Genomic DNA, 23,476 nt, shown 5'->3' on the forward strand with positions numbered 1-23,476 from the left:
TTATAAGGTTTCTGGATTAACACATAGTTATTTCACCTGTCTATTTATTTCAAGTTTTTAAAAGAGGAAAATTATGCAGACCAATCGCAAACAAACGGCTCTTATTACTGGTGCATCTGGTGGCATCGGTTATGAATTCGTGAAATTATTTGCTCAGGATGGTTACAATCTTGTGTTGGTAGCTAGAAGCCTGGAAAAGCTGAATAAAATTGCCGATGAATTTAAAAATAAATTTGGCATTGATGTCAAAGTTATTTCCAAGGATTTATCTAACCCATCAGCCCCAGAAGAAATTTTCACGGAGCTAGAACAAGCATCAATTAATATTGATGTGCTGGTGAACAATGCAGGATTTGCTACCTACGGATTATTTAACGAAATTGACCTGAATGCTGAAATGCAATTGCTACAAGTCAATATATTATGTCTGACACATTTAACCAAGTTATTTCTCAAAGGCATGGTTAAACGGGGGTCTGGAAAAATATTAAACCTGGCTTCCACGGCTGCTTTTCAACCAGGGCCGTTGATGGCAGTATACTACGCTAGTAAAGCTTATGTCTTATCATTTTCAGAAGCGATCGCAAATGAATTAGAAGGTACAGGCGTTTCTGTAACGGCGCTTTGTCCAGGGCCTACCGAATCTGGTTTTCAGCAAAGAGCCGCAATGGAAGACTCCAAGTTGGTAAGCGGTCAAAAAATTATGACTGCGGAAACAGTAGCCGAAATTGGCTATCGTGGTCTATTTGAAAACAAAACTGTTGTCGTTCCTGGAATTAAAAATAAGCTACTCGCTGAATCTGTAAGATTTACTCCCAGAAAGCTAGTGACTAAACTAGTTAGAAATATGCAGGAAAGCAAGTAATAAGTGGGTCGGCGTAAATAATTAAAGGTGAGTTCGACGAGTACTATTTTGACCTCTCCCCCAGCCCCTCTCCTACCAGGAGAGGGGAGCAAAAACTTTTGTTTTCTCGTTACTCCTCCCTCTCCCAAGGGGAGACGCACTCGCGTTCGCCTTTTAGGAGAGGGAGGTTGGGAGGGAGAGGTCTGTCGAACTCACGTTATTTTAGTGAAATGGTATAATCTGTCGGCTGCAACACAGTTGTTGTACTATGCCGCAGCGATGGTTGATTTAACCCCGAACCGGGAGTGAGATGGAAAACTCAGAGCCTTGTCCTAATTGGGACTGAACTTCCAGCCGACCATCATGTTTCTCGACGACAATCTGATGGGCGATCGCTAAACCTAACCCCGTTCCTTTGCCAACCTCTTTAGTGGTAAACAAGCGATCGAAAATCTTATATTTAACTGATTCATTCATGCCTTTACCGTTGTCAGAAATACGAATTTCAACCGCATTTTGTTCGGATAATAATGCAGTGTGAATCGCGATTTGTTGGGGATGATTTTCTAACTCTTCAAAGCTTGTTTGCTGTGCTATTTCATCGAACATATCAATCGCATTAGCCAGAATGTTCATAAACACCTGGTTAAGCTGACCGGGGAAGCAATCAATTTCAGGGATATTACCGTAGTTGCGGATAACTTTAATGGCAGGCCGATTTTCATTGGCTTTGAGCCGATACTTGAGAATCAACAGCGTACTATCTAACCCTTCGTGCAAGTTGACTTTAACTTTGTGTTCTGTATCGGCACGAGAGAAGGTACGCAGGCTGGTACTGATGCCTTTGATGCGATCGGTTGCGCCTTTCATCGAGTCAATTAATTTAGGTAAATCCTCCAACATAAACTCCAGGTCAAGTTCTTGGGCTAATTCGGCCACCGCACCCGTAGGTGGCTGGTGCTGGTGATAGGTATCTAAATACTCACATAGGTCTACTACATAATCTTTGGCATTATTAATACTGCCGTTGAGGAAGCCGACTGGATTATTAATTTCGTGAGCCACCCCTGCCACCAAGTTACCCAAAGTCGCCATTTTTTCGCTTTGCACAATCTGAAGCTGAGATTCTTGCAGCTGTTGAGTATATGCTTGGGCTTGCTGATAGAGACGAGCATTCTCCAGTGAAATCGCAGCTTGGGCGCACAGCAGATTCAGCACCTCAACGCGATCGCGGGTAAAGGCTCCCGTTGCTAAGTTATTTTCTAGATAGACTATGCCCAGCAATTTACCCTGTTGCAGAATCGGGCTGCACAGCAGACTCTTGGGCTGTTGGTTTTGGATATACGCATCGCCGAGCAATAGCGGCTCTTGTGCAGCATTACTAATTACAGCAGGCTGCAAGCTGCGTTTGACTTTTGTTACCAGACTGATGGGCACAATACCACTATCGACAAGCGACTGGGTTGGATGTAGAATTTGCGTTTCGATTTGGTGCGATGCCGTAAGTTCTGCCCTCGCCTGAACTGTGAGATTTTGCCCCTCGCTCAACATTAAAGCGCACTGCGTCGCACCAGAGGTTTGCATTACCGTCAGCAAGAGAGTAGCAATTAACGGCTCAAGCTCGATTTCACTCGAAAGAGTTTGCGACGCTTTGAGGATGGCAACCAGATCCAGGGAATCAGAAAGACTCGTGGAGGAAGTACTAGTCGCGGTGACAGTTGCAGTGGAAAATAAGGTTTCGTCAATAGAAAGTGGTGTCTGCGCCCCTTGGAGGATGGGAGCTAGCAGTTGGGGATAGCGAGTTTCCAAGTCAGCGAGTTTGGCTTTCGCCCCCCAGCGAGCATAGCCATAGTAGGCCTCGATCGAGTAAGCTTGGGCGATTCGCTCTTTGTTCCAATCCAGATAGAATTTTGCCGCCAGTTCATTGCCAAGGGCTGCTTCCTGAGAATAGCCATTGGCTTTGGCACCCGCGATCGCCAAATCGTAAAATTCTATAGCTTCGGTTTTGCGATCGAGAACGCGATATTTTTCCGCTTCAACTAAATGATATTTGTGCAAGTAATTCATCGGGCCGTAATCTGCCCAATCTTTTAGCTTGGCTTGATTTTCTTCCATTCGCTGCCATCCCGGTTCTGATGGGGACATTGATTCACCAGGATTAGCCAGTACGGTCAGAGAATCATAGAAATAGAAGATTGGTTCAACGATACTCCCCATCCCGCCAGCTAAATACTGTCGCGTTTGAGCGGCATCGTGTTGGGCTTTGGCAAAGTCTTGCAGCCAGTAATTTAAGGTGAAGCGATAAAGGTAAAAGAAGGATAGTCGGTAAAAATCGACTTTTGCCTCATCCAGAACTTTCTGTTCGTAGGCATCCTGGCGTAAGGGAATCTCTTGTTCTGACTGACCTAAGAGAATTTGCGCGGCTTGCCAGTAAGCCAATACACAGTTTGCTGCCGTGACTTGGTGGAGGTCGGACAACTGCTGGTAATAAGCACGAATTTGGGGTTCGAGTTCAGCGAGTGGTTGACCGTACCAATACGCATTGAAGCAGTACAACTGGGCATCGTAACCCATAAATTCTAGATTGCCAGTTTCTAACCCGGCTTGATATCCGTCCAGTAGAATAGGCAGCGTGTCTTGCAGATGGATTGTCCAAGAACCCACATAAGCCCCCATTAACATGGCAGTTGCGGCTCGAATGTTTTTGGCATCTGGTTCTAAGGCGAGTTGGTATCCTAATTGCCCAAACTGAGGCACTTTTGACATATCGCTCCACAGCATCCTCAGTTGGAAGGCGTAACCTACGTAACAAAACGCCGAAACTGGACTGTTGCCAAATTGAATCGATAATTTGACCTGGAGTGCCACAACCAGGAAATAAAGCTTTGTGCCGGACATATAACAAACTGGTGTCAGCCGCGCCGCATTTTGCATAATGGCTAATTGCTGCGGGTCGGTCATTTTCGGCAGATGAATGAATGACTCGATGGAGCGACCCTCAATTAAAGCATCAATTTCTTGCTTCAGGAGGCGAATGTCGTCTAGGGTTGGTTCGTCTGGTAGGTTCACGCCCAACATTCGGAAGACTGATTGACCGATCGCGATCGCCTCGACAAATTGATTGCGGGCGACCAATGCCTGAATTCTGACTTGATAAACTGGCACTCGTTCTAGAGGCGTTTTTGCATGATGAATTACCGCTTCAATCCACTCCTCCATCTGCTCAAAAGCACCAGCCAAAAAAGCGACCTCGGCAGCTAAGTCATGCAGGGATAGAGTTATTTCGTACTCCCGTTGCCAAGCATCCCCTAAGAGCAGTTGCAGCCCGACTGTGGCATATTCACGGGCGGCATGGTAGGCGGTTGCGGCTCTGGCTTTGCGGCAAGCCGTGAGGTTGAGTTGGGCGAGTTCGTCCCGTTGCTGTTGTTTTTCAATCAGCGTGGTTCCATAGTTCAACTGATTGACGATTTCAAAAATGCGCTCTTCTCTGGCGGCAGGGGAAACTTGTTGCAGCAGAAGTTGTCCGATTTGGTAATGAGTCGTCTGTTTTTGCTCGTCAGGGATGAGGGAATAAGCAGCTTGCTGGACGCGATCGTGGAGAAAGCGATAAGAACAGTTAAAGGTTAATGGCTGCTGGACTTCTGCCACGTGAAGTTCTGATAGTTGGTAGAACTTATAGACATCACTGATGGGCAGAATTACGCCTTCTTGCAAGGCTTTCCAGAGGTCGAGCGCGATATCTTCGGGCGATCGCTGATTGACAATCGCCAGGGTAGACAAATCGAACTGAGCGCCAATGCAAGCTGCCAGTTTCAAAGCAGTCTGGGTGGCAGTCGGCAATTTTTGTAACTGAAGTGCCATGAACTCGACGACATCATCCGTAAGCGCGAGTAACTTCACCGTTGCCAAGTCACATTGCCAATGTCCTGTCTGGAAGTCAAACCAAATATAGCCGTCCTCATGCAATGCTTTGAGAAATTGGGTGAGGAAGAAGGGATTGCCCTTGGTTTTTTGATAGGCCAACTCCGACAGAGGTTGAGCCAGTTCAGTTGAGCAACTGAGCGTATCTGCTGTTAACTGATTCACATAGGCTTGGCTCAGGGGTTGTAGGGTGAGGGTATGGATAAAGGTTTGGGCTTTTTTAACCTCATCGAGCATCAGCATCAAGGGATGAGTCGGGAACACTTCGTTATCGCGATAAGCTCCGATGACGAATAAATAACCGCGATCGCGTTCTGTCAGCAGTAGCTTCAGCAAATTTAGCGAAGCCGAATCAGCCCATTGCAAGTCATCTAAGAAAATGACTAGTGGATGCTCTCTTGTGGTGAACACCGTGATGAACTTCTGGAACAGCAGATTGAAACGATTCTGAGCCGCACTACCGGAGAGTTCTGGTACTGATGGTTGTTGTCCGATGACCTGTTCGAGTTCCGGAATCACCTCGATGAGTACCTGGCCATTGTCACCTACTGCCGCCAGGATTTTTACTTTCCAATCAGCTAACTGTGCGTCATCACTGCTCAGAAGTTGACCCATCAGGTCGCGGAAGGCTTGGATAAAGGCACTAAACGGGAGATTGCGGTTGAACTGGTCGTATTTACCTTTAATGAAATAGCCATGCCAACGTACAATCGGCTTATGCACTTCATTGACGACGGCAGTTTTACCAATACCGGAAAAACCTGCTACCAGCATCAGTTCGGAGGCTCCGTTGGCAACTCGGCCAAAAGCATCAAGTAAGGTTTGAACTTCTTGTTCTCGTCCGTAGAGTTTTTCGGGAATCAAAAAGCGATCGCTAATATCCCGTTGCCCTAAATCAAACCAGGCGAGTTTGCCCGCAACATGATATTCTTCCTGGCATCGCAACAAATCGTGCTTCAGACCGAGGGCGCTTTGATAGCGGTCTTCCGCATTCTTGCCCATCAGTTTGCGAATGATTTCACCGAGCATGATGGGCAGATCGGGATTGCGATCGCAGATAGAGGGTGGTTGTTTCGCTATATGGGCGTGAACCATTTCCATTGGCTCGTCTACTGGAAATGGTAACTGTCCCGCGAGCAGTTCAAAAAAGGTAACTCCCAAAGAATAGAAATCGCTGCGATAGTCAATCCCCCGGTTCATCCGCCCAGTTTGTTCCGGTGAGATATAGGCGAGTGTACCTTCTAGAATGTTGGGGTTTTGAATTTCTTGGGTTTCGCGGGGTAACAGGGAGGCAATGCTAAAGTCAATCAGCTTAATCTCCCCGGTTTCTGGTTGAATCAGAATATTAGCTGGTTTAATGTCTTTGTGAATAATCCGTTGTTGATAGAGCTGGTGGAGGATATCTACAATTTGCAGGGCAATTGGCCAGAATTGTTCGACACTCAAAGGGGCAGCCTGGATGCGATCGCGTAGGGAGATGCCACCGATGTCTTTCATTACCAAAGCATAGCCATTTTGGTATGGTTCTAGACTCAGCGGTTGGACAATGCCTGAGATGTCGAGATTTTTAGCGATCGCATACTGATTGCGAAACTGCACCAATTCGCTAAAGCTGGGATAGTCGTGCCGCAGTAGTTTAATAATGACTGGTTTTCGATCTAATTCCCTAAGAGCGCGATGTACTAGGGTATTGGAACTGGAATAAATTAGCTCGTTTATACGATAACCAGTTATTGCCAACATAAATCTTATTTTTATTTACAAATCTTTTTTTATCTATATAGAGAATTCCCGTTTTAAGATTATCTTTAACTTTTAGAGACAAAAATTAATAATTCCGGTCAAATTTGCGATCGTTTGCTCTAACATGACTGGCTCAAAATGTTATTAATTAACTATAAAAAACTAAAACAACTTATACCAATTCTCTAAAATCCGGCAACACATATTCGCTCCGAAACCTAATGCATATATGACGCATCTTATTCAAACAATTCAACATAAAATGCTTGGAAAACAAGTTCCCATTTAATTAACTCCGACAACATCTGTTCAAGAATCTTTTCTTATAATTCTGACTCCGAGGGATACAGAGAAACTGGCCCAGCAAGAAATTATTGGATAGTTAGCTTTTGTTGTTGAAAATCCTTAATAAAATCCCGAATATCTGATATTCAAGCACGGCTTGACCCAGATTCAGTTTGGTCAAACTTTAATAATGTTGGTATGTAGGGGATTACCAAGAAATAAATTATCCACTCTTGTGGGGTGGACATCTTGTCCGCCCTATGAACTAGGCTCTCGTGTCGCCCACCCCACAATAAAAGTTGTATATTTTTTTATAGCATCTCCTAGTCTGTTGAGGTACAAATCTCTGCGTACCTCTGCGCTTTACTTTGTACAATTATCCATAACATTTTGATATCTTTTTTAGTTTTTATTAGCAATTAAGATGCGTTCGCCCTGCCTCCCTGCTTTTTCACTAATCTCCCTGTGGATGCTCATCCCACAAGGTTGTCAGTTCCCGTAAACTTTGATGATTGCCATTGCCCAAAATCAGATGATCTAGTACTGGAATGCCCAAAAGCTGCGCCCCTGCTAACAACTGACGCGTCAATTCTATATCTTCCTGGCTGGGTTCAAGGTTCCCAGAAGGATGGTTGTGGGCAACTATTACCCGCGTTGCGCCTTGACGAATAACTTCTCGAAAAATATCACGGGGAGAGGCTAGAGTTTCGGTTGCAGTGCCAATGGTAATTACTTGCGTACCCAGCAAACGATTCTTGACATCTAACAGCACCACTGCAAAACGTTCTTGTACCTGCCACATCAAATCTTGACTGAGGGTAGCAGCAGCAGCAAGTGGGCTATCAATTAATGTGCCATCATTGGGAGGGAACTTGACTACCTCCCCAAAACGCCCTAATTACTTGATTAATCAACTAGCGTGCTTACAGACTATACGATTCAGAATATTATTAATATGCTGAAATATCCTAAAATACCCTAAAGCGCGGCAAGTAACTAGGGCGGATTTAGGGCAATGCGATACTCTTTGGAAGAGATAAATAAGCGGCTCAAGGCAAGCAAGAGTGGGGTATCTCTAAGGCAAAGGGGGGATACCCTAAGTCTTAGGGCAACTTTACCGTCGCGCCCAGGTAGCCAAAAATCTACCCATTCTCAGCAAGATTTAGCTTTGGGAATGTATGCCAATCCTGCTGGACTGAAAGCGGCAGAGGGTAAAGCGATCGAGCTAGCAGCTGATATTGTGAGGTGGAAGTCTGGGCGGCCATTTCCTTGGGATAACTGGCTCGGTAAAAAAACAGAAGCAGCAAACACCTGCAAATACTGGATAGAAGCTTTCAAAGAAGAATTTTTAATTAAGCAGCAGAAATTTTCTGCTAGCACCTGGGAGCGCCATTATTTACTACAATTCAACAGGCTCGACCCTAACAGCGAATTAACTGGAGAGCTACTGCTAAAAACAATATTATCTTTGCCTAGCAACAGCTGGACTAGATACCACACAACTTCAAGCTATATTAAGCTAGCTAAATTTGCTCTTATTGATATTGACTTACGCCCTTACAAGGGCAAATACAATTCCACCAACACAATCAAGGACTTGCCATCTGATGAATTGATTGCCCAAATCCGAGATCAAATCACTAGCCAAATGTGGCAGTGGGGTTATGGGATGCTTGCAACCTATGGTTTAAGGCCGCATGAAATATTTTTTGCTACAGTTGAACCGAATCCACCTTACAAGTGCCAGGTATCAGAGGGTAAAACCGGAGCAAGAACGATCGCACCTTTTTACCCTGAGTGGGCAGAGCGCTGGAAACTTTGGGAGAAAAAAGAATTCCGTACCCAAAAATCAGAATACTGGGAATTGGGGAAGCGAGTTTACCAAGGGTTGTATTATTACTTCAAAAAAATCGACGGAGCCAACCTAGCTCCCTATGATTTACGTCACTGTTATGCCATTCGAGCAAGCGTGGTATTTGAATTACCTGTTACCACTTCAGCAAAATTAATGGGGCATTCGGTAATGGAACACCTCAAAACTTACCAGCGCCATATTGACGAGAAAACTAATTCCTTAGCAGTGGAAAGAGCGATTGCACGGTTTGATGGAAAAGCACCATAGCCTATTTTCCGTACTCTAGCTTGGCTTGCTCAAATGCCTGATTAATTACTTTCATTTTGATGCGGAAATAGACACTGATACCTAAATCAAGGGGTTTTTTGAAACTGGCGTAGGGTAGTCCATCTTTGCGAAGCGGAATATCGGATGAGATGACGACATTATCCGCTCCAAATAAACGCAACTCATTTAACAGATCATCTCGTGCCTTGGCAAAGCCAGCACGGTAAGTAGCCGAATCAGGTTTGCTGCTATGTGTACGTCCTTTAGTGGGTGGCCGCGTCAGAGGGGAGGCGGTAATCAGCATCTCTATCTCTGTGCAACAAAATGGGGGAGCTAAAGTCTTTCGTTATTATGAAATAATTTACCAGTAACTACTATTTGGGATCGAAAATGTGATAACAGTCTGACTCTTGAAACCAAAGCCAATTGGCTTGGTATATATTTGCTATTCTCCCAGCAGGGACAATCCCCGCATAGAGAGAGGGGCGGCGCTTGTTAGTTATCTATACTTTGTATAGGCAAAATATAGATATATGCCTGAAACTATCTTTATTACTAGGCAAAATATAGGCTGACAAGTAGAATTAGGTATAGGCTAAAAAAATGGAGAACAAATATGCCAAGAAATCTTGCAGAAGGCGAAACTCAGATGAATTTTCGTATTCCCGAAGACAAGAAAGATGCTTTTTTAAAAAAAGCCAAAGCGAGTGGCACTTCTGCTAGCCGACTCTTGCTAGAATTCATTGATAATTACTTAGGGATATCACCAAAATCCGATGAGGATATTGACAATCTCAAGAAAGAAGTTGCAGAGCTTAAGGAATTTAGAGAACGTGCGGAAAAAATCCTGGGGGAATTAGCAGCCTGAGAAGCGCAAACGAGCAACTCAGGCAATCGCGGGAACGTATTCGCCAGTTTTTAAAATCACAAGGAAAAACCCCTGAAGTTTGACATTCAGGGGTTTTGCAATTTTAGTGCCTTTGGCTTTTAAGACAAAGTTCACGGTATAGGCTAGAAGCTAGCCTATAAAAAATATAGGTTTTTTATTGACTTAATGATTTCCCTAGCCTATACTAGGGAAACATGAAAAATTTTTCATGTGCCATTCAAGTGAAAGCGATCACACCAAAACGCGAATAGCACTTGTTGACGACACTTGCTATTCATACACACCCAATTCAGAAGAATAAGGGACTTCCAAATAAAAAAACATCCCAAATTTTCTTGTGGGATGGGTGTCCCCACCCGTCCCAGATTTAGGGCGGGCAAGATGCCCACCCCACAAAATGGATAATTTATTTCTTGGAAGTCCCTAAAAACGATGCGCTGCTGCCTCATTATCAGTAGCCAGCAACGGCACATCTGCCCTGTGAGATGACTTCAGGCATATGTACTTAGCCACTTTTGGACAGCTGATGAGCTAACGCCTAAATCACGAGCAAACTTACTGTGTGAGCGATTGTCTATAACAAGTTTTACAATTTCCCGAAATCGTTCTCTAGATTACTCATTCATTTATCGCCATCCAACAAATCATCAAACAACGGCCTGGCTAGTCTTGCCCGTTGTTCTTTATCTAATTTTTTTGCTAATTGCAGCACATCCTCTGCCACCTTTGGCGAATAAACTTGTAGACTTTTTCCTGGATTACCACCGCCAAAAGCATGAAAAAATGCAGTTAAAAGCGCCAGCAGAGGTACCTACTATGCTTAAAAGCGCTTGAAGCTAAAACTTGCTGCATCTACGATTCACAGGCATAAAACATGGAGCAATCAGGGGCTTACAAAACCGAACGCCTCATCCCTGAATCACAAATCAGGGATGCAATTAAAGAAATCTTGGCAGAGATGCTAGGAGTAAACGCTACTGCCCAAAATCAAAGGCAATGGTATGACACCGACCCTGCCTACTCTCGCCTGGATTTAGATTCAGCTGAGCAGCTGCGGGAAATGACACGCAATGAAACGCTGCGAATTGGGATAGAAGTACGTGATGTGCGATCGCCCAATTCCCAGCTTCCTCGCTATCAGTTTCACATTGAAAAATGTGAAGCTCGATTGTTGCAACGACCTGAAAAACGTCAAGGCAAAAAAACCGCGTAGTTTTCACAGAACCGTGCGTTTAAAAAATACTAAGTTTAATTAAGTCTAAATTATGACACAAAGTCTGATAAGTTTAAAGAGCTGGAATCCTTACAAAATAACAGTTCCCGACCATTTAACTGCTGAAAAAAATATTGTCTCAAAAGTTATATCAAGTTTTAAAGCTGATGGCATTATTCCCGACATTATTATTACTGAAAGTGGGGAATTAATCGAAGGCATTGAAGCTTTAGAAGCGGCAAAACGACTTGATCAGCAGATGGTGATGGTGATAGTACGCCAGCCATTACAAGTATCAGAATCACTCTTAATTTCAATAAGTGCTGAGTTGCTTTACGTTCATCCCCTCAATGTTTCCATCTATGGGGATAACGAAGATTTATCCGCATTGAAAGCGGCAATATCTGAAACAGGATGGATTAAGCCCTTGGTTGCCACTCCTGACGGTCAAGGGAGATACAGAATAGTTTCAGGGAACAGCTGCTTCAAAGTCGGTTGTGAGCTAGGTAGGAAGGAATTCTCTGTTGAATTAAAGATTTTTAATTCAGAACAAGAAGAACTCAAAACTCTATTAGCAGGTAACGTCGGCAGAGAAAAGACAATTGAGCAGAAGGTCAGAGAAGGGCTTCTGTGGGAGAGAATTGAGCGCGAGGAAGCTAAATCACGCCAGGGGAGATCGGGACAAGGCGAAGGAACAACCCGTGATATCATCGCCAAACGTGTGGGGCTTGGCAGTGGGGTCAACTACGAACACGCTGTCGCAGCTGTCAAAGAGATGGATGAGTCAAAAGATGCGCCCGTTGGCAGCGTCCAACATCATCGGCATCAGCAATTCAAGCAACTTTTATCAAGGCCGCGCGGTGTTGACGCAGCGTACAAGCTGGTCAAAGAATCCGCTCCTCCCTCTGCTAGTGGGACAAATCACAAGCGCTGGATACCTAAAGAGTTCGAGCGGGTGAAAATCACTGCCGGGTCCTACAAAGGAAAAGAAGCCACAGTGCGGGTGATTACCGGGCCATTTTCTAGTATTTGCCACATTGATGGCACCCCAGAAGAAAAACAGCATCAAATAGCCTTTGAGCAAATGGAAGCTATCGTTGAAGTTTCAATTCTGCCCACGTCTGTCACTCAGGAACTGAAACAGCAGCAGCAGAGTTTGGGGTTGGGAACACGATCGCAAATACTCCCAGACAAAGTGCGAAACGAGGGGCATCCTCCAGAACAACAACTACCCTCTTGCATCACCAACATCAATGCCATCGGTGAAGTGCAGGTGACTGAGATGGCGATCGCCCTTTTGTCGCTCACTCCCAAACAATTATTTGAAGTGATGAGCAAAGCACAGGCAGACTTTTCCGCTTCTCAATTAGAAGCTATTTGGAAGGCGCTAGAAAAGTCTTTGGCACACAAGGCAGCGTGATGAGTATCATTACCATTGAATTGTCGGTTGATAAATATATGAGGGTTATTGGCAGTAGCCCAGTTCCAATTGCGGCAATTGATCTAAAACCTGGTTTTTATTACAAATTGGTTAATCGAGCCACAGGAACCTATATGCATCGCTATTTGAGAGCGGTTCTTAGCGAGTATACATATTGGGAGTAACGATGCAACAACTAAGTTTATTTGAGACAACTAACACACTGCCAATTGAGTACTATCCTGGCTTTTTAAACAACACTGAGGCTAATACCTTATTCGCTCAATGCAAGGCTTTGTGTGGCAACAGAACAAGATCAGAATGCTAGGCAAACCCTTACAAGTCCCACGACTTGAGTGTATGTATGGCGAACCAGGGGCGAGTTATCTGTACTCCAATAGTGTCACTTTAGAGGCGCATCCCTGGACAAACGAACTCTTATACGTGTGCGATCGCATCACAGTAAAAACTGGATTTGCATTCGATATCGTCATTGGCAACAGATATCGCACAGGTCTTGATTCCATCGGCTGGCATTCTGACGACGAGCCATCAATGGGGTATCATCCGGCGATCGCTTCTATCAGCCTCGGAGGTTGTCGCAAATTTTCCATCAAGCCGAAAGTCAAAGGCTCTAAATCTACTCACTTTTGGCTTGAGCATGGTTCATTGCTATTGATGCTACCTGGATGCCAAGAAGGTTACGTGCATCAGCTGCCCAAGGATAATAACTGTTTTATTGAACGAATCAACCTGACTTTTAGACCTTATGGAAGGCTCAAATGAGCAATAGACCTGATTCACCTTGGCACTATGCAATGGCTTTCTTTGCTTTGGTGAGAGCGCACGGAAAGTTACATAGGTTGATTAGATTCGTTGGTAGAACCGATTCCTTTCAAAAGTCGGAGTCTGATAATGAAGCGATCGCCAAAAGCCTTGATGATATCGAGGGCGAACTCGATTCTGTACGCCAGAGTATTGATGAGTGAAGCAAGCAATGGATCTAACCTTGACCCAAAAAATCGAAGCTGAATTAGCTAGAAAAGATTGCAACGCTGGGGAAATTAAGGATGCCACAAAAGCCAGCTATACTGAAATTTTTACAGCACTAAAACAGCTTTCAGATGAAGGCAAAGTAACTCACTATTTTGACAACAATTCAGCGCTGACCTATCAGATGAAAAAACAGTCTTTTTGGAGAATTTAATGAGTCATCTTTCCAAAAAAAGAGGTTTCCCCGCAGATAACGTACTCTACTAAGGAAACCAAATGAACTTATCCAATAATAACATGAGCATACGAGTTTACAGACATCGGACTCCGGTATTTATTGAAAAACAAATATTTAAGATGGGGCTAAGTCCTATTGAATTTAGAGTTTATTGCCAGTTGTTATATCTTGCTCAAGAAGGGACTGAAGAAGACAGTGAGGTGGCTTGCCAGTGTTATATAACAAGCGAAGAACTTGAGGCAGCTTATCAAAATTTAGAGTTTTTGAACCTAATAAATAGAGTTGGAGAGGCGATCGTTTTAATCGATCCACCACAGGAGGAGCATGAGCCTCAAATTAAAATTTCTTCCCAGATAACTTTCGTAAAAGACAGCATCAGATACAAAGATATTCCACTTTATCAGCCATCTATTTACGTTATCAAGTCGGACTTAAATGGTTTGACGAAAATAGGAATTACAACAAGCCCAAGAAATAGGATAAAGAGCATTGTTAACAAACATCGTTTTGATGTAGAGGTGTTAGCGATCATCAGATGCCGCGTCCCTAAAGATTTAGAAAAATTTCTGCATTCAAGGTTTAAACGTAAGCAGGTAATTTTTGCACAAGAGCAAGAGTGGTTCGATTTGTCTGTTGAAGATATAGAAGAAATTGGCACATTAACACAATCCTTTGTGACCCGTGAGGTGTGCAATGAGTAATAAACAGCATGGCTATGCGGACGGCAGAGCATTCCCTATTTTTATCGATAGGGAACTGGATGATTTTGGACTAGACCCTTATCAATTTCGTATTTACGCCAGAATTGCTCGTAGGGCAGGAGAAAGAGGAGCTTACGAATCTATCAAGAATATGGCGACTGGCTGTCAAATGTCAGAGGGTAAGGTTAAAACCTCTCTGAAGGTACTGATTGAATGCGGACTTGTTACGAAAGAATCTTGCGTCGGAGGTACTTCGATCTATCGACTAACAGATAAGGCTGAGTGGATTCAATCAAGCAAAGATTTGCGTAGTAAGCGTGGACACAGTGCAACCCAGGACGCAACGTGTCTACCCACCCAGGACGCAACGGATCTACCCCCAGGACGCAACGTGTCTACCCCCCAGGACGCAACGTGTCCACAAAGATACTCCATTGAAGATACTCCAGTTAAAGGTACTCCAATTGAAGAAGATCCCCCTATAGTCCCCCAAAATTTTTTAAAAGAAGAGGGGGGAGGTTTGGATTTGGATGATAGGGGAATTGAATCGATTGAAGAACCCAATTCGCAGATCATCACTGCGCTGCCAAGCAATTTAGAATCTACGCGAAAAAGCAACATACCCTCGTCTGGCTCAATTATTCGGCGAAGTGAGAATAATTATCAAAATCAAAATTTGAACCCAATCCAGCAAGCTTTTGAAGATTCAGGCAAAGTCTTGAGTTACGGAATTGAGTACAAAACTTGGATACAGACAGAAATTGGCGATGTGATTAAGCATTATCGCCAAAGCGGTAGGGCCTTAACTGTAAGCCCAAACGACATTGACCCTGATTTTAAAAGTTTTACGGCTGCCAATGCAAACGGTGGAAAGGGCTTGAAGTTAGCAGCAGCCCAAGGGTGGATAGTGAACTGCGAGAAAGACCCGCTTCGATGGGGAGAGCTAAGAGACTTGGTTGCTGAGTGGCTCTTAGCAAAAAAAACTGGCGATCGCCACACCAGCATTGCTCAAGAAATTAATCGAGCTTCAAAACCGAAAATCTCGCTGAACTTGAACTACTAGGAATACACAAATGCTAGATTATCAAGATTTCAAGGATTCCGTATCTGAGCTACAGAGCTTCTATGGTGGCAATATCCTCAATGGCGGAATATTGGAAGCCGCATGGTATGAAACGCTCAAGCACTTGTCTTTAGGGCGATTACACAGCGGCATTGCCCGTTGCTTCAAGAAGCACCCCAGAGCGTACAATTTTTTCCCATCAGTAGACCAAATTCTTGAATTTGCTCAAGGTGAATACAGACCGCCTGGGGAGCGTGTAATGGGTAATTTTTCTCTACCCGTTTTACCTTCTCACGAAGACAGGCTAACGCCGGAGCAGATAGCTGAGTTATCCAAGCGTGGGCAGATGGTGGCGCGAATAATTTTAAACTGCACAGGCTACATGACTTCTGAGCGTAAAGAAGAACTCATTGAACGGTTTAAAACCATGCCTACTCATGAGCTTGAAAATATCGCTTTTGTAAGTCAGCGCACACGAAAAAGTGGGATCTCTATCAACAATATTGCAGACATTCTTGAAAAAATGGAGCAAAACTTTGAAGCCGAATCAACAGATGAATACTACAAAAATTCTAAAGCGATCGCCCGTCAATGGTTGGAGGAGCAAGCATGAAAGCCATCACAGTTAAAGCCCCTTTATCGTGGGCGATATTCAACGCTAACTTCACTGTCATTAGGCGTTATGAGTCCATAGGCTTCCTCAAGCAAGTTGCGATTCATGCCTCGAAACAATGCACGCGTTCGGATTGTGAGAATTTCTTCAGGATGACAGGAATCAAAACGCCTCCCCACAATCGCTTGCCGCTTGGTCAAGTTGTTGGGCTTGTTGATGTTATAGATTCTCAGCAAGTGGATGCTAACCGCTGGGATTGGAAGATTGCCAATCCCAGATCCATTAACCGATTTCACCACAAAGGACAACTTGGGATTTATGAAATTCCAGACGACTGGATTGATCATGACTGCTCTAAAAACTGCATCCTTGAAGAGTGTGGATACAAATCGAGCTGCAACTCCAGAGGGCAATGGCGGATTACGGTGTGGCCGCATCCAAATACCGCCAATCATTATTCTTTTGCAGTGGGCATAGGCGGCGGGGTAATGAGCGGCGGTATACCCGGACATGATACTTTGCATGGATGCTATAGCGATCCAGAAAAGGCGCTTCAAGTTGGAATAAAGGAGCTTTATCAGCCATGACCAAAGATTTATATGAAGGAATGCTCGAAGTTCATATTGATTGGATGATAGAACTGCGCCGCAGAATGAAAATGAACTACGAAGATGTTGATAGGTTTGCGACAGATAATAACTTAAATCACTTAGAAGTTTTTTGGTTTTTCAAAGGCTGCCCAGTTCCAGAAAGTACCTTCAAGAGCGTTTGTGAAATCTTGGATTGCGACTGGGAGAAAACTCAGGAGGCTATAAATGTGTGACTGCGATCGCCCTGACTATGACGACGAAGAGGGAGAGGAATTGTATGAGGAGAACGAGGTAAAAGCAGAATTATCTTTTCCTTGCTGTGAGTGCAATCAACCTATAAGCACAGGCGAAAAATACAGGCACATTAGAGGCTGCTGGGATGGCGATTGGTCTACCTACGGTATGTGTTTGAGTTGTTCAAGAGTGAGCGATCGCTTTACTCAAGAAAATAACTGTTATTGCTTTGAGGACTTTACGACGAATTGATTAATTCTGACATTCTCTGCCGTGATGAGCTTGAGGAAGAAGCTTATTTTTGCAGTCGTGCTTGGTTAAAGGTTACAAGTCAAAATCCTCTTAGATGTGATGTGGAGGAAACTGCATGAATTTTTCCTCTTGTCAACTTGGTGTTTGTCCCCTCGGCTTGGAATGCCCAGATGAGGCCCATCAATACGATGAATGCATAAATTCAGAAGCCTGCTATCGATGGACAGAGGCTTGGGATTTGTACGAGATTTTCATCCTGGGTGAATTGCCACCAATTTATTTGGACAATGGCAAGCGCGACGACTGGACAAAATCGGAATACGGTTTTGAGCGTTTAAACAACTGCGATTTTTTTCTCTACTACGCTGCCAAATTCATTTCCTTCGAGCAGTGGAAAGAAGCTTATTACAAGCTAAATCGCAGGTATTCCGCTTATGTGAGAAAAGAGCATTTTGGTCAAGTTGAGGAATTGAGAAAATTACTGGACATTGAATATGCTCAGTGCGGAATAACAGCAGAAGATATCCCTTTTTAAGAGTGAATCAGCAGCTACGAGGAAGACAAATGCCAATTGAATCTTGCAGAGGCAGGAAAATCGAAACAGGATGGGAACCGGGAGAGGGATGGTACTACAGGCTTGATTCTGGTGAGTGGTACGGCCCTTTTGATGCCGAGAAAGAGGCGATCGCAGCAGCAGAAGACAGGATTGACTCGGAGGATTGGGAATGAAATCATGACCACCACTGCACCCAACCTCGGCAAAATTTTTACCAGTTGCACCAAGCGCCCAGCTACCGTAGAAGATATCGCCCTACTTTCCCCTGGCGACTGGATTAGTGAGAGAGAATGTCCCTGGTCTTGGCAATTCAAGTGTTCTTGTCAGGATATGGTAGTGGGTTTATGGGAGGGAAAAGAGTTTTTCATCCCACATCACCTGTTGATGGTTTGTGAAGTCATCGAGGGACAGGTTCTTGAAAAATTTTTCAGAAAGCCCGAACCAAAGTTTAAGGTAGGCGATCGCGTTATCGCCTACAAGGGCAAATTTGCGGCATCAGCTGTTATCCACGATGCCAGAATCGAGAATGGGCGCATTCAGATAATTTGGGATGACGTGCAAGACAAGAAGCCCAGATGGTTTGCGGTTGACACTTTGAGCTTGGAGCAAGAATTAGATAAGAGTACTGATAAAAGTATCAAGAAATCCACCACCTCTTTCAGTGTTGGCGATCGCTTTGCCGTCTACCCAGGTGTTACAAACGAGTGCGAGATAATCGAACCTATGGGTGATAAATACCGCGTTCGCTGGAGCTTGAAGGGTGACGAGCAGGAAGTTGATGAGGCATTTTTAGCCAACTTAAAACCAATTCTTGAAGAGCCTGAAAAATTTTTCATGAATGAAAGTGACGATAGCGAATCCTGGAACCCTGCACACTTTGGGGAAGTGCCACACCAGCTTGAAGAGGATGGACAGGCGACTATTTCCTACGACACGAAGGACGAACCGCCAGAGCCTGATGACTTTGAAACCATTGAAAAATTTGAGGAAGCTTGGAAAAAATGGGAGAACTCACTTCAGGGCATTTATTCTCAGGCGCAGGAGGTGACACAGAAGGCGCGATCGCCGCAGGATACAGACCTATCTGGGCGGTTGACAACGACTCAAGTGCAGCAAGTTTCTACAGAAAACGATTCCCAGGAGTCTTGCTCATTGAGCAAGATATCCGATCCATTACAGATGAGTTTATTGCCGGACTCCCAATACCAGATATCTGCTTACTCACAACACCTTGTCCAGATTTTTCCTTGGCTGGTAAGCGAACTGGACTTGCTGGAGTTCGCGGACAACTGTTTTTTGAAGGACTCAGATTCATTCGACTCCAACGCCCAAGCGCATTTGTCTTTGAAAACGTTGACGGACTCCTTAGCGCAGATAAAGGAACTGCCTTCTTGCAAGTCATCCAAGCGTTTACAAGTCTGGGGTATCGCTGCACCTGGCAACTTAGGAATGGCAACAAGTACGTCCCCCAAAACCGAGAACGGATTTTCGTCGTGGGCTATTACTGCGGAGGTGAAGGTTACACAGCCCAAGTCAGGGAAGAAAACTTTAGCTGAAATTATTGGTGATCGCAACGCCATTGTTTACCGCGCAGCTGGAGGCGATCGCATCTATCACGAAGAAGCGCCTACATTGCGAAGCCTCTCAAATACTGGTGGCAAGCATCAATCTGGAAGTGGAGCTTACAAAATCCGCGAATACGATGGCGAAACTTATCTTGAGCGTTCCATCAATGCGACCGAAGCAGAGAAATTGATGGGGTGGGAGGTTGGTTCAACTGCGCGAGGCATCAATAAAGAAGGGGATGAAATTAGTATTAGTCAAACCCAGCGCATTAAGATGTTAGGTAACGGAATAATACCCGCAGAGATAACCGATATTCTGACCGCAATCAAGCCAATGTTAGAGCGTAAACTGGAAGCGGAAGTGCCTGAAAATATGCGCTTTGCTTATCGGCAATTGCGGCAAAGAGGCATGAGTCATCGGCAAGCTATTTCTTTACTGATTGACCCTGGCTAACTTCTTAATATTTTTTGAGCTATTCCCGACAGCAGCCCTACGCCGTCTCGTTCGCGGAGTGTTCCCAAAGGTTAGGGTGGCGCAGGGAGGATGTTACTTGCACCAGACAGTCAAACTTAGAATCCTCTTTCTTTACAAAGGTTATCTAAATCCTTCCATTTTTTTCCTGTTGAAAAACTAGCTGCTTTCTCCGGTGTATAGTCTTCAAATAAGACTTGATAAGCTGCTAGCAATTTAATTTTTTTCCCAAGTTTCGTATTTTCTTTTTGCTCTTCTGCTATTAAACAGGCAGCATAAGTATCAAAAAGGATAGGCTCTGACACCTTAAGTCTCCCTTGATCAATTCGATGAGTAATTTGAAGATTTACTGTCGGAGTTTTAAAAATTGATAGGTTTTTATCGTTCTTATTTATTTGAACACTAATTTCTAATATTGCACTCCATACTAATTTAGGCAAACCATAACTTTTGAAAAGTTCCAAAAATTCAGTATCTCGAATTGCATAGCCATTTACAGTAACCATATAGGAATCAATCCTTCCATTATTAAAACATACTTTTATACCCTCAGGATATTCTCTTAACATGATATTACACATATATTTAAAAGCGTTTTTAAAATTATTACTCCTAATTTATATCATCCAAAAACACTATATATGTTTAGTACATCTACGGAATAGTAGTTTTTATTTATTTGAATTATTTCAATTAAAAAGAAGCATAAGTAAGCAAATATTTAGAGAAATTACATAGAGATTTATTGATTAGAATCAAAACATGGCAGTATTCGGAAACTTTTTACTAGCTAACGCTTATGGATGCTACACAAAGTCAATCTGTTTTGTTGGAGAAAAAAACCAAGTCACAGATTGCAGAGGACAGCAAACACGAGTCGTGATATTTAGGTTCGTGAAAAATTTTTCATACCTGGGCTGTTAACTGGTAACAGCAATGTATCTTCAATCTGCTGTCGCACTTCGCGGCTCATGTAGCACTCGCTGTTGAGGCAATCAATTAATAGCTTGTTTGCATCATAGTATTGCTGCAATAGTTCTTTTTGTTTCTTGCTGAACTGCCAGTCATGACCAATATTGCAATGCTTAATCATTAATGCTCTAAGTTGTTCAATCCAAGCTCGTCCATTTTCTTCCCACCAACGTTTGAATGCTTTTTTCTCATCGGCTCTTGAGTCGGGCAGTTGGTCTAGTAGTTGTTGGAGCGATCGCTCCAATTTAGGATTATGGTCTCGGGCGAAATCTCGGGCGAGGGCGAGGTCGAGGGGAAGGTCTCGGGCAAGGTCGAGGAGGTCGAGGGGGAGGTCTCGGGCGAGGTCGAGGACGAGGGCAAGGGCAAGGTCGAGGGTGAAAACGAGGGGGAGGTCTCGGGCGAGGACGAGGGGAAGGTCTCGGGCGAGAGCGAGGTTGAGGGAGAGGTCTTGGGCGAGGTCTTGGGCGAGGTCTCGGGCGAAGTCTCGGGCGAGGTCTCGGGCGAGGTCTCGGTCGAGGTCGAGCGCAAGGTAAGCGTAGAAGGCTCTAACAGCAGCAGTTTTGTAACGCACTTTTACAGAACAGGATTTCTCTTCAGCCCAAGTGATAAATTGCAGCAATTTATCATCAATTACTACGAGTTTATCAATCTGCTGTTTAATCAACTGCAATAGGTCGTCAGCATCGGGTAATATTCCTAAAGTTAGAAAGAGGATTTCTCGCCAACGCTTTTGTGTGATATTAGTAGCTAGCTTTAGAAACGACTCTTGAGGATTACGGCTTAAAGCGATCTTTCTAGCCGTAAAATATTCGTGAAACGTTAGGTGAGAAAAAGAGTAAATACCCTTTGCACGCGCTACTAGTAACCCATGCTGTGCTTCAATTGATTTCAGCACAGCTTCGCTGTCTAGCTCTAATTCCTTCGGTTGAGTACGAGCATTGGGTAAGTTGAAGATAAAGTCAGCAATATAAGTTTCAACTGTCTTTTGTTTGAAAAAATAGTCTTTCTGTTCAAAAGTGGTTAGAGCAATTTGTGAGAGCAAGTCCTCCTTACGCTGCAAGGACAGGTCTTTATAAACTTCATCCCGCTCAATGTTGCGTTTGGCATCCCATTTTTTTAGCAATACATCTATCCCTTCTTTATAAAGTTCGGAACGATTGGTAGGGAAATTTCCGGCTTCACCAAATACCAAACAAAGCAAAGTTAACAGCAGAGGATTGGTTGCTAGCTCTTCGATTGGTCTATTGGCCTTCAATTTTTGCATGAAACGCTCACCTTTAACTTGGTCACTCAAGCGAAACCAGTTTTGAGCAAAGGTGGCGATTTGCTTAGAGTTAAAATCTGCAACTTCTACTTCAGTGAATCCTTGAAAAGTGTATTCTTTAGCGGCAATTCGACAGGTGATAACAAATTGATTTGCGTGAAACTGGTAGGAAAAGTCTTGAACTTGATTTAATACCCTCTTAGTGTCCTCTTCTCGGACTTCATCTAGCCCATCCAATAAAACTAATACTTTCCCGTAGTTTAAGAGTTGCTCTGCTTTGGTGCTGCCATCCCTCACCTGATATTTAGATAGCTGTAGAGCAATATATTCTGAAATATCTGGCTTTTTGTCCGCTTCTGCAAAATCTTTGAGAGTGATAAAAACTGGGAAATGATCGCCTTGAAACTGTCCTTGAATGCATTGGATTGCTAGGTATTTCAAAAATGTGGTTTTCCCTGCTCCTGGCTTACCCAACACCATGAGTTTGCTGTGCTGTTGCACTGCTTCTAGCCCCGCTACTCGCTTTTGGGTTACGCAAAGTCCAAAACGACTAAGTTCTTCTACATCGGAGTTTTGTAATAGTTCTGTTTGCAGATCCTCAATTTCCAACCGCCTGCGTCCAGTAATTTTTTCTAGGATATTCACATCAGTGTAAATGTCATTCAACCCAATAGGCTGACTCATATCTAGTACGCGCATTTCACCGCAGCACGCCTGAATGTACGGTTTTATCTTTTCACGTACCTGTTGCACCAACTCATCGATGTCAATGCCTGTACTTGTTTTCTCTAATGAATCACCTGGAGCGGTTGGCTTAACCTGACCAGTAATTTCCTGCCAATTGAGTTCCAGCACTCGGCAGATAGCAACAAAGTTTTCGCTAGCTACTCCCTTGCCATTAAAAAAATTGCCTACTGGCTGACGGGTTTGCACTCCTATTGCTTCTGCCAATTTCTCGTATGACCAACCTTTACCAGTCAAAGCTATTCTCGCTTTCTCAATACCTGCTGGACATGCCGTAAGCGATTTTCTGGGCATAGCTCAACGCAAAAACTATGTTTATTTTAATGGTAAAAATCCAAAGTTATACCAAACACATACGAAAGCTATTTCTGCAAAACCCTTATCTAGACTGAACTTTCAGTGTCGAACTGCGAGACTTTAAGCAGTTGAGTGATGGATAAATTTATGACTAAGCCGACATTATCTTCTAATTCCGAACCCAATTTCAATCAAGAGATAGTTAGAGAGCGTCTACGCCAAGCCCGTTACAGTTTCAATCTAACTCTATTTGCCACTGCCATGTCTTTTTTGGTGAGTTTAGTGGGTGCTGGATTATTACTGTCAGGCAAAGCTACAGAAGGAACTGTTACCACTGCTGGAGGAATAGTTGCTAGTGTACAATGCACTAAACTTGCCAAGGAAGCCAATGACAGGCTTGACAAAACTTTAGCTGAACTTAATGACGCTCCTTAAAGAAGTGTCTGTTACCCAAGGGCGATCGCTTGGATATGATAGCGATCACC

23 protein-coding genes and 1 pseudogene are annotated in these 23,476 nt (G+C 43.9%); 19 read left to right on the forward strand and 5 right to left on the reverse strand.

Annotated elements, in window-relative coordinates:
- Positions 1 to 73: 73 nt before the first annotated feature.
- Positions 74 to 865, forward strand: coding sequence for an SDR family oxidoreductase (locus RM049_RS23610; RefSeq protein WP_322705886.1), 792 nt, complete (start codon positions 74 to 76; stop codon positions 863 to 865).
- A 267-nt stretch (positions 866 to 1,132) separates the two neighbouring features.
- On the opposite strand, the gene RM049_RS23615 is transcribed toward RM049_RS23610, so the two are convergent.
- Together RM049_RS23615 and radC are read right to left on the reverse strand one after the other, a co-directional pair.
- A complete protein-coding gene (locus RM049_RS23615) occupies positions 1,133 to 6,508 on the reverse strand; it encodes an AAA family ATPase (RefSeq protein WP_322705887.1) in 5,376 nt (1,791 codons plus the stop codon).
- Positions 6,509 to 7,247: 739 nt separating this feature from the next.
- Positions 7,248 to 7,658, reverse strand: a pseudogene (gene radC / locus RM049_RS23620) (RadC family protein); the annotation flags it as partial.
- Between the two features lie 150 nt (positions 7,659 to 7,808).
- Here radC and RM049_RS23625 point away from each other — a divergent pair.
- Complete coding sequence (locus RM049_RS23625) at positions 7,809 to 8,915, forward strand: integrase (RefSeq protein WP_322705888.1); 1,107 nt, start codon at positions 7,809 to 7,811, stop codon at positions 8,913 to 8,915.
- 1 nt (position 8,916) lies between these two features.
- Here RM049_RS23625 and RM049_RS23630 read toward each other — a convergent pair whose 3' ends face one another.
- Positions 8,917 to 9,219 (reverse strand): hypothetical protein, encoded by a 303-nt coding sequence (locus RM049_RS23630; protein ID WP_322705889.1) that lies wholly within the window; start codon positions 9,217 to 9,219, stop codon positions 8,917 to 8,919.
- Between the two features lie 312 nt (positions 9,220 to 9,531).
- Between RM049_RS23630 and RM049_RS23635 the strand changes: the two genes are divergently transcribed.
- From RM049_RS23635 to RM049_RS39370, 16 genes are all read left to right on the forward strand, one after another.
- Positions 9,532 to 9,783: a hypothetical protein gene (locus RM049_RS23635; RefSeq protein WP_322705890.1), complete on the forward strand. Its 252-nt coding sequence runs from the start codon at positions 9,532 to 9,534 to the stop codon at positions 9,781 to 9,783.
- Positions 9,784 to 10,678: 895 nt separating this feature from the next.
- On the forward strand, positions 10,679 to 11,017 hold the full coding sequence (locus RM049_RS23640) for a hypothetical protein (RefSeq protein ID WP_322705891.1): 339 nt from the start codon (positions 10,679 to 10,681) through the stop codon (positions 11,015 to 11,017).
- Between the two features lie 52 nt (positions 11,018 to 11,069).
- Positions 11,070 to 12,437, forward strand: a complete 1,368-nt coding sequence (locus RM049_RS23645; RefSeq protein ID WP_322705892.1) for a hypothetical protein — start codon at positions 11,070 to 11,072, stop codon at positions 12,435 to 12,437.
- 321 nt (positions 12,438 to 12,758) lie between these two features.
- Positions 12,759 to 13,223, forward strand: coding sequence for an alpha-ketoglutarate-dependent dioxygenase AlkB family protein (locus tag RM049_RS23650; RefSeq protein ID WP_322705893.1), 465 nt, complete (start codon positions 12,759 to 12,761; stop codon positions 13,221 to 13,223).
- Positions 13,220 to 13,426: a hypothetical protein gene (locus tag RM049_RS23655; protein WP_322705894.1), complete on the forward strand. Its 207-nt coding sequence runs from the start codon at positions 13,220 to 13,222 to the stop codon at positions 13,424 to 13,426. The genes RM049_RS23650 and RM049_RS23655 overlap by 4 nt, the downstream gene beginning before the upstream one ends.
- Entirely contained in the window at positions 13,423 to 13,644 is a 222-nt protein-coding gene (locus RM049_RS23660; protein ID WP_322705895.1) for a hypothetical protein, read from the forward strand. Before RM049_RS23655 ends, RM049_RS23660 begins: the two co-directional genes overlap by 4 nt.
- 62 nt (positions 13,645 to 13,706) lie before the next feature.
- Positions 13,707 to 14,369, forward strand: a complete 663-nt coding sequence (locus tag RM049_RS23665; RefSeq protein ID WP_322705896.1) for a GIY-YIG nuclease family protein — start codon at positions 13,707 to 13,709, stop codon at positions 14,367 to 14,369.
- Positions 14,362 to 15,432 carry a helix-turn-helix domain-containing protein gene (locus tag RM049_RS23670; RefSeq protein WP_322705897.1) on the forward strand — a complete coding sequence of 357 codons (1,071 nt, stop codon included), beginning with the start codon at positions 14,362 to 14,364 and terminating at the stop codon, positions 15,430 to 15,432. Before RM049_RS23665 ends, RM049_RS23670 begins: the two co-directional genes overlap by 8 nt.
- Positions 15,433 to 15,442: 10 nt before the next feature.
- Positions 15,443 to 16,045, forward strand: a complete 603-nt coding sequence (locus RM049_RS23675; RefSeq protein ID WP_322705898.1) for a hypothetical protein — start codon at positions 15,443 to 15,445, stop codon at positions 16,043 to 16,045.
- Positions 16,042 to 16,632 (forward strand): hypothetical protein, encoded by a 591-nt coding sequence (locus tag RM049_RS23680; protein ID WP_322705899.1) that lies wholly within the window; start codon positions 16,042 to 16,044, stop codon positions 16,630 to 16,632. Before RM049_RS23675 ends, RM049_RS23680 begins: the two co-directional genes overlap by 4 nt.
- Complete coding sequence (locus tag RM049_RS23685; protein ID WP_322705900.1) at positions 16,629 to 16,868, forward strand: hypothetical protein; 240 nt, start codon at positions 16,629 to 16,631, stop codon at positions 16,866 to 16,868. Before RM049_RS23680 ends, RM049_RS23685 begins: the two co-directional genes overlap by 4 nt.
- Entirely contained in the window at positions 16,861 to 17,121 is a 261-nt protein-coding gene (locus tag RM049_RS23690) for a hypothetical protein (RefSeq protein WP_322705901.1), read from the forward strand. Before RM049_RS23685 ends, RM049_RS23690 begins: the two co-directional genes overlap by 8 nt.
- Positions 17,122 to 17,236: 115 nt before the next feature.
- On the forward strand, positions 17,237 to 17,656 hold the full coding sequence (locus RM049_RS23695) for a hypothetical protein (RefSeq protein WP_322705902.1): 420 nt from the start codon (positions 17,237 to 17,239) through the stop codon (positions 17,654 to 17,656).
- Positions 17,657 to 17,685: 29 nt separating this feature from the next.
- Complete coding sequence (locus RM049_RS23700) at positions 17,686 to 17,850, forward strand: hypothetical protein (protein ID WP_322705903.1); 165 nt, start codon at positions 17,686 to 17,688, stop codon at positions 17,848 to 17,850.
- A gap of 828 nt (positions 17,851 to 18,678) precedes the next feature.
- Positions 18,679 to 19,233, forward strand: a complete 555-nt coding sequence (locus RM049_RS39365; RefSeq protein WP_416212658.1) for a DNA cytosine methyltransferase — start codon at positions 18,679 to 18,681, stop codon at positions 19,231 to 19,233.
- On the forward strand, positions 19,190 to 19,696 hold the full coding sequence (locus tag RM049_RS39370) for a hypothetical protein (RefSeq protein ID WP_416212659.1): 507 nt from the start codon (positions 19,190 to 19,192) through the stop codon (positions 19,694 to 19,696). Before RM049_RS39365 ends, RM049_RS39370 begins: the two co-directional genes overlap by 44 nt.
- A 116-nt stretch (positions 19,697 to 19,812) precedes the next feature.
- On the opposite strand, the gene RM049_RS23710 is transcribed toward RM049_RS39370, so the two are convergent.
- Positions 19,813 to 20,283 (reverse strand): DUF7004 family protein, encoded by a 471-nt coding sequence (locus tag RM049_RS23710; protein ID WP_322705905.1) that lies wholly within the window; start codon positions 20,281 to 20,283, stop codon positions 19,813 to 19,815.
- 317 nt (positions 20,284 to 20,600) lie between these two features.
- Complete coding sequence (locus RM049_RS23715) at positions 20,601 to 22,988, reverse strand: NACHT domain-containing NTPase (protein ID WP_322705906.1); 2,388 nt, start codon at positions 22,986 to 22,988, stop codon at positions 20,601 to 20,603.
- A 150-nt stretch (positions 22,989 to 23,138) separates the two neighbouring features.
- On the opposite strand from RM049_RS23715, the gene RM049_RS23720 reads away from it, so the two are divergent.
- On the forward strand, positions 23,139 to 23,426 hold the full coding sequence (locus RM049_RS23720) for a TRADD-N-associated membrane domain-containing protein (RefSeq protein WP_322705907.1): 288 nt from the start codon (positions 23,139 to 23,141) through the stop codon (positions 23,424 to 23,426).
- Positions 23,427 to 23,476 lie beyond the last annotated feature (50 nt).

The sequence above is a fragment of the Nostoc sp. DedQUE04 genome, assembly GCF_034530995.1.
In the GTDB taxonomy this organism is placed as follows: domain Bacteria; phylum Cyanobacteriota; class Cyanobacteriia; order Cyanobacteriales; family Nostocaceae; genus Nostoc.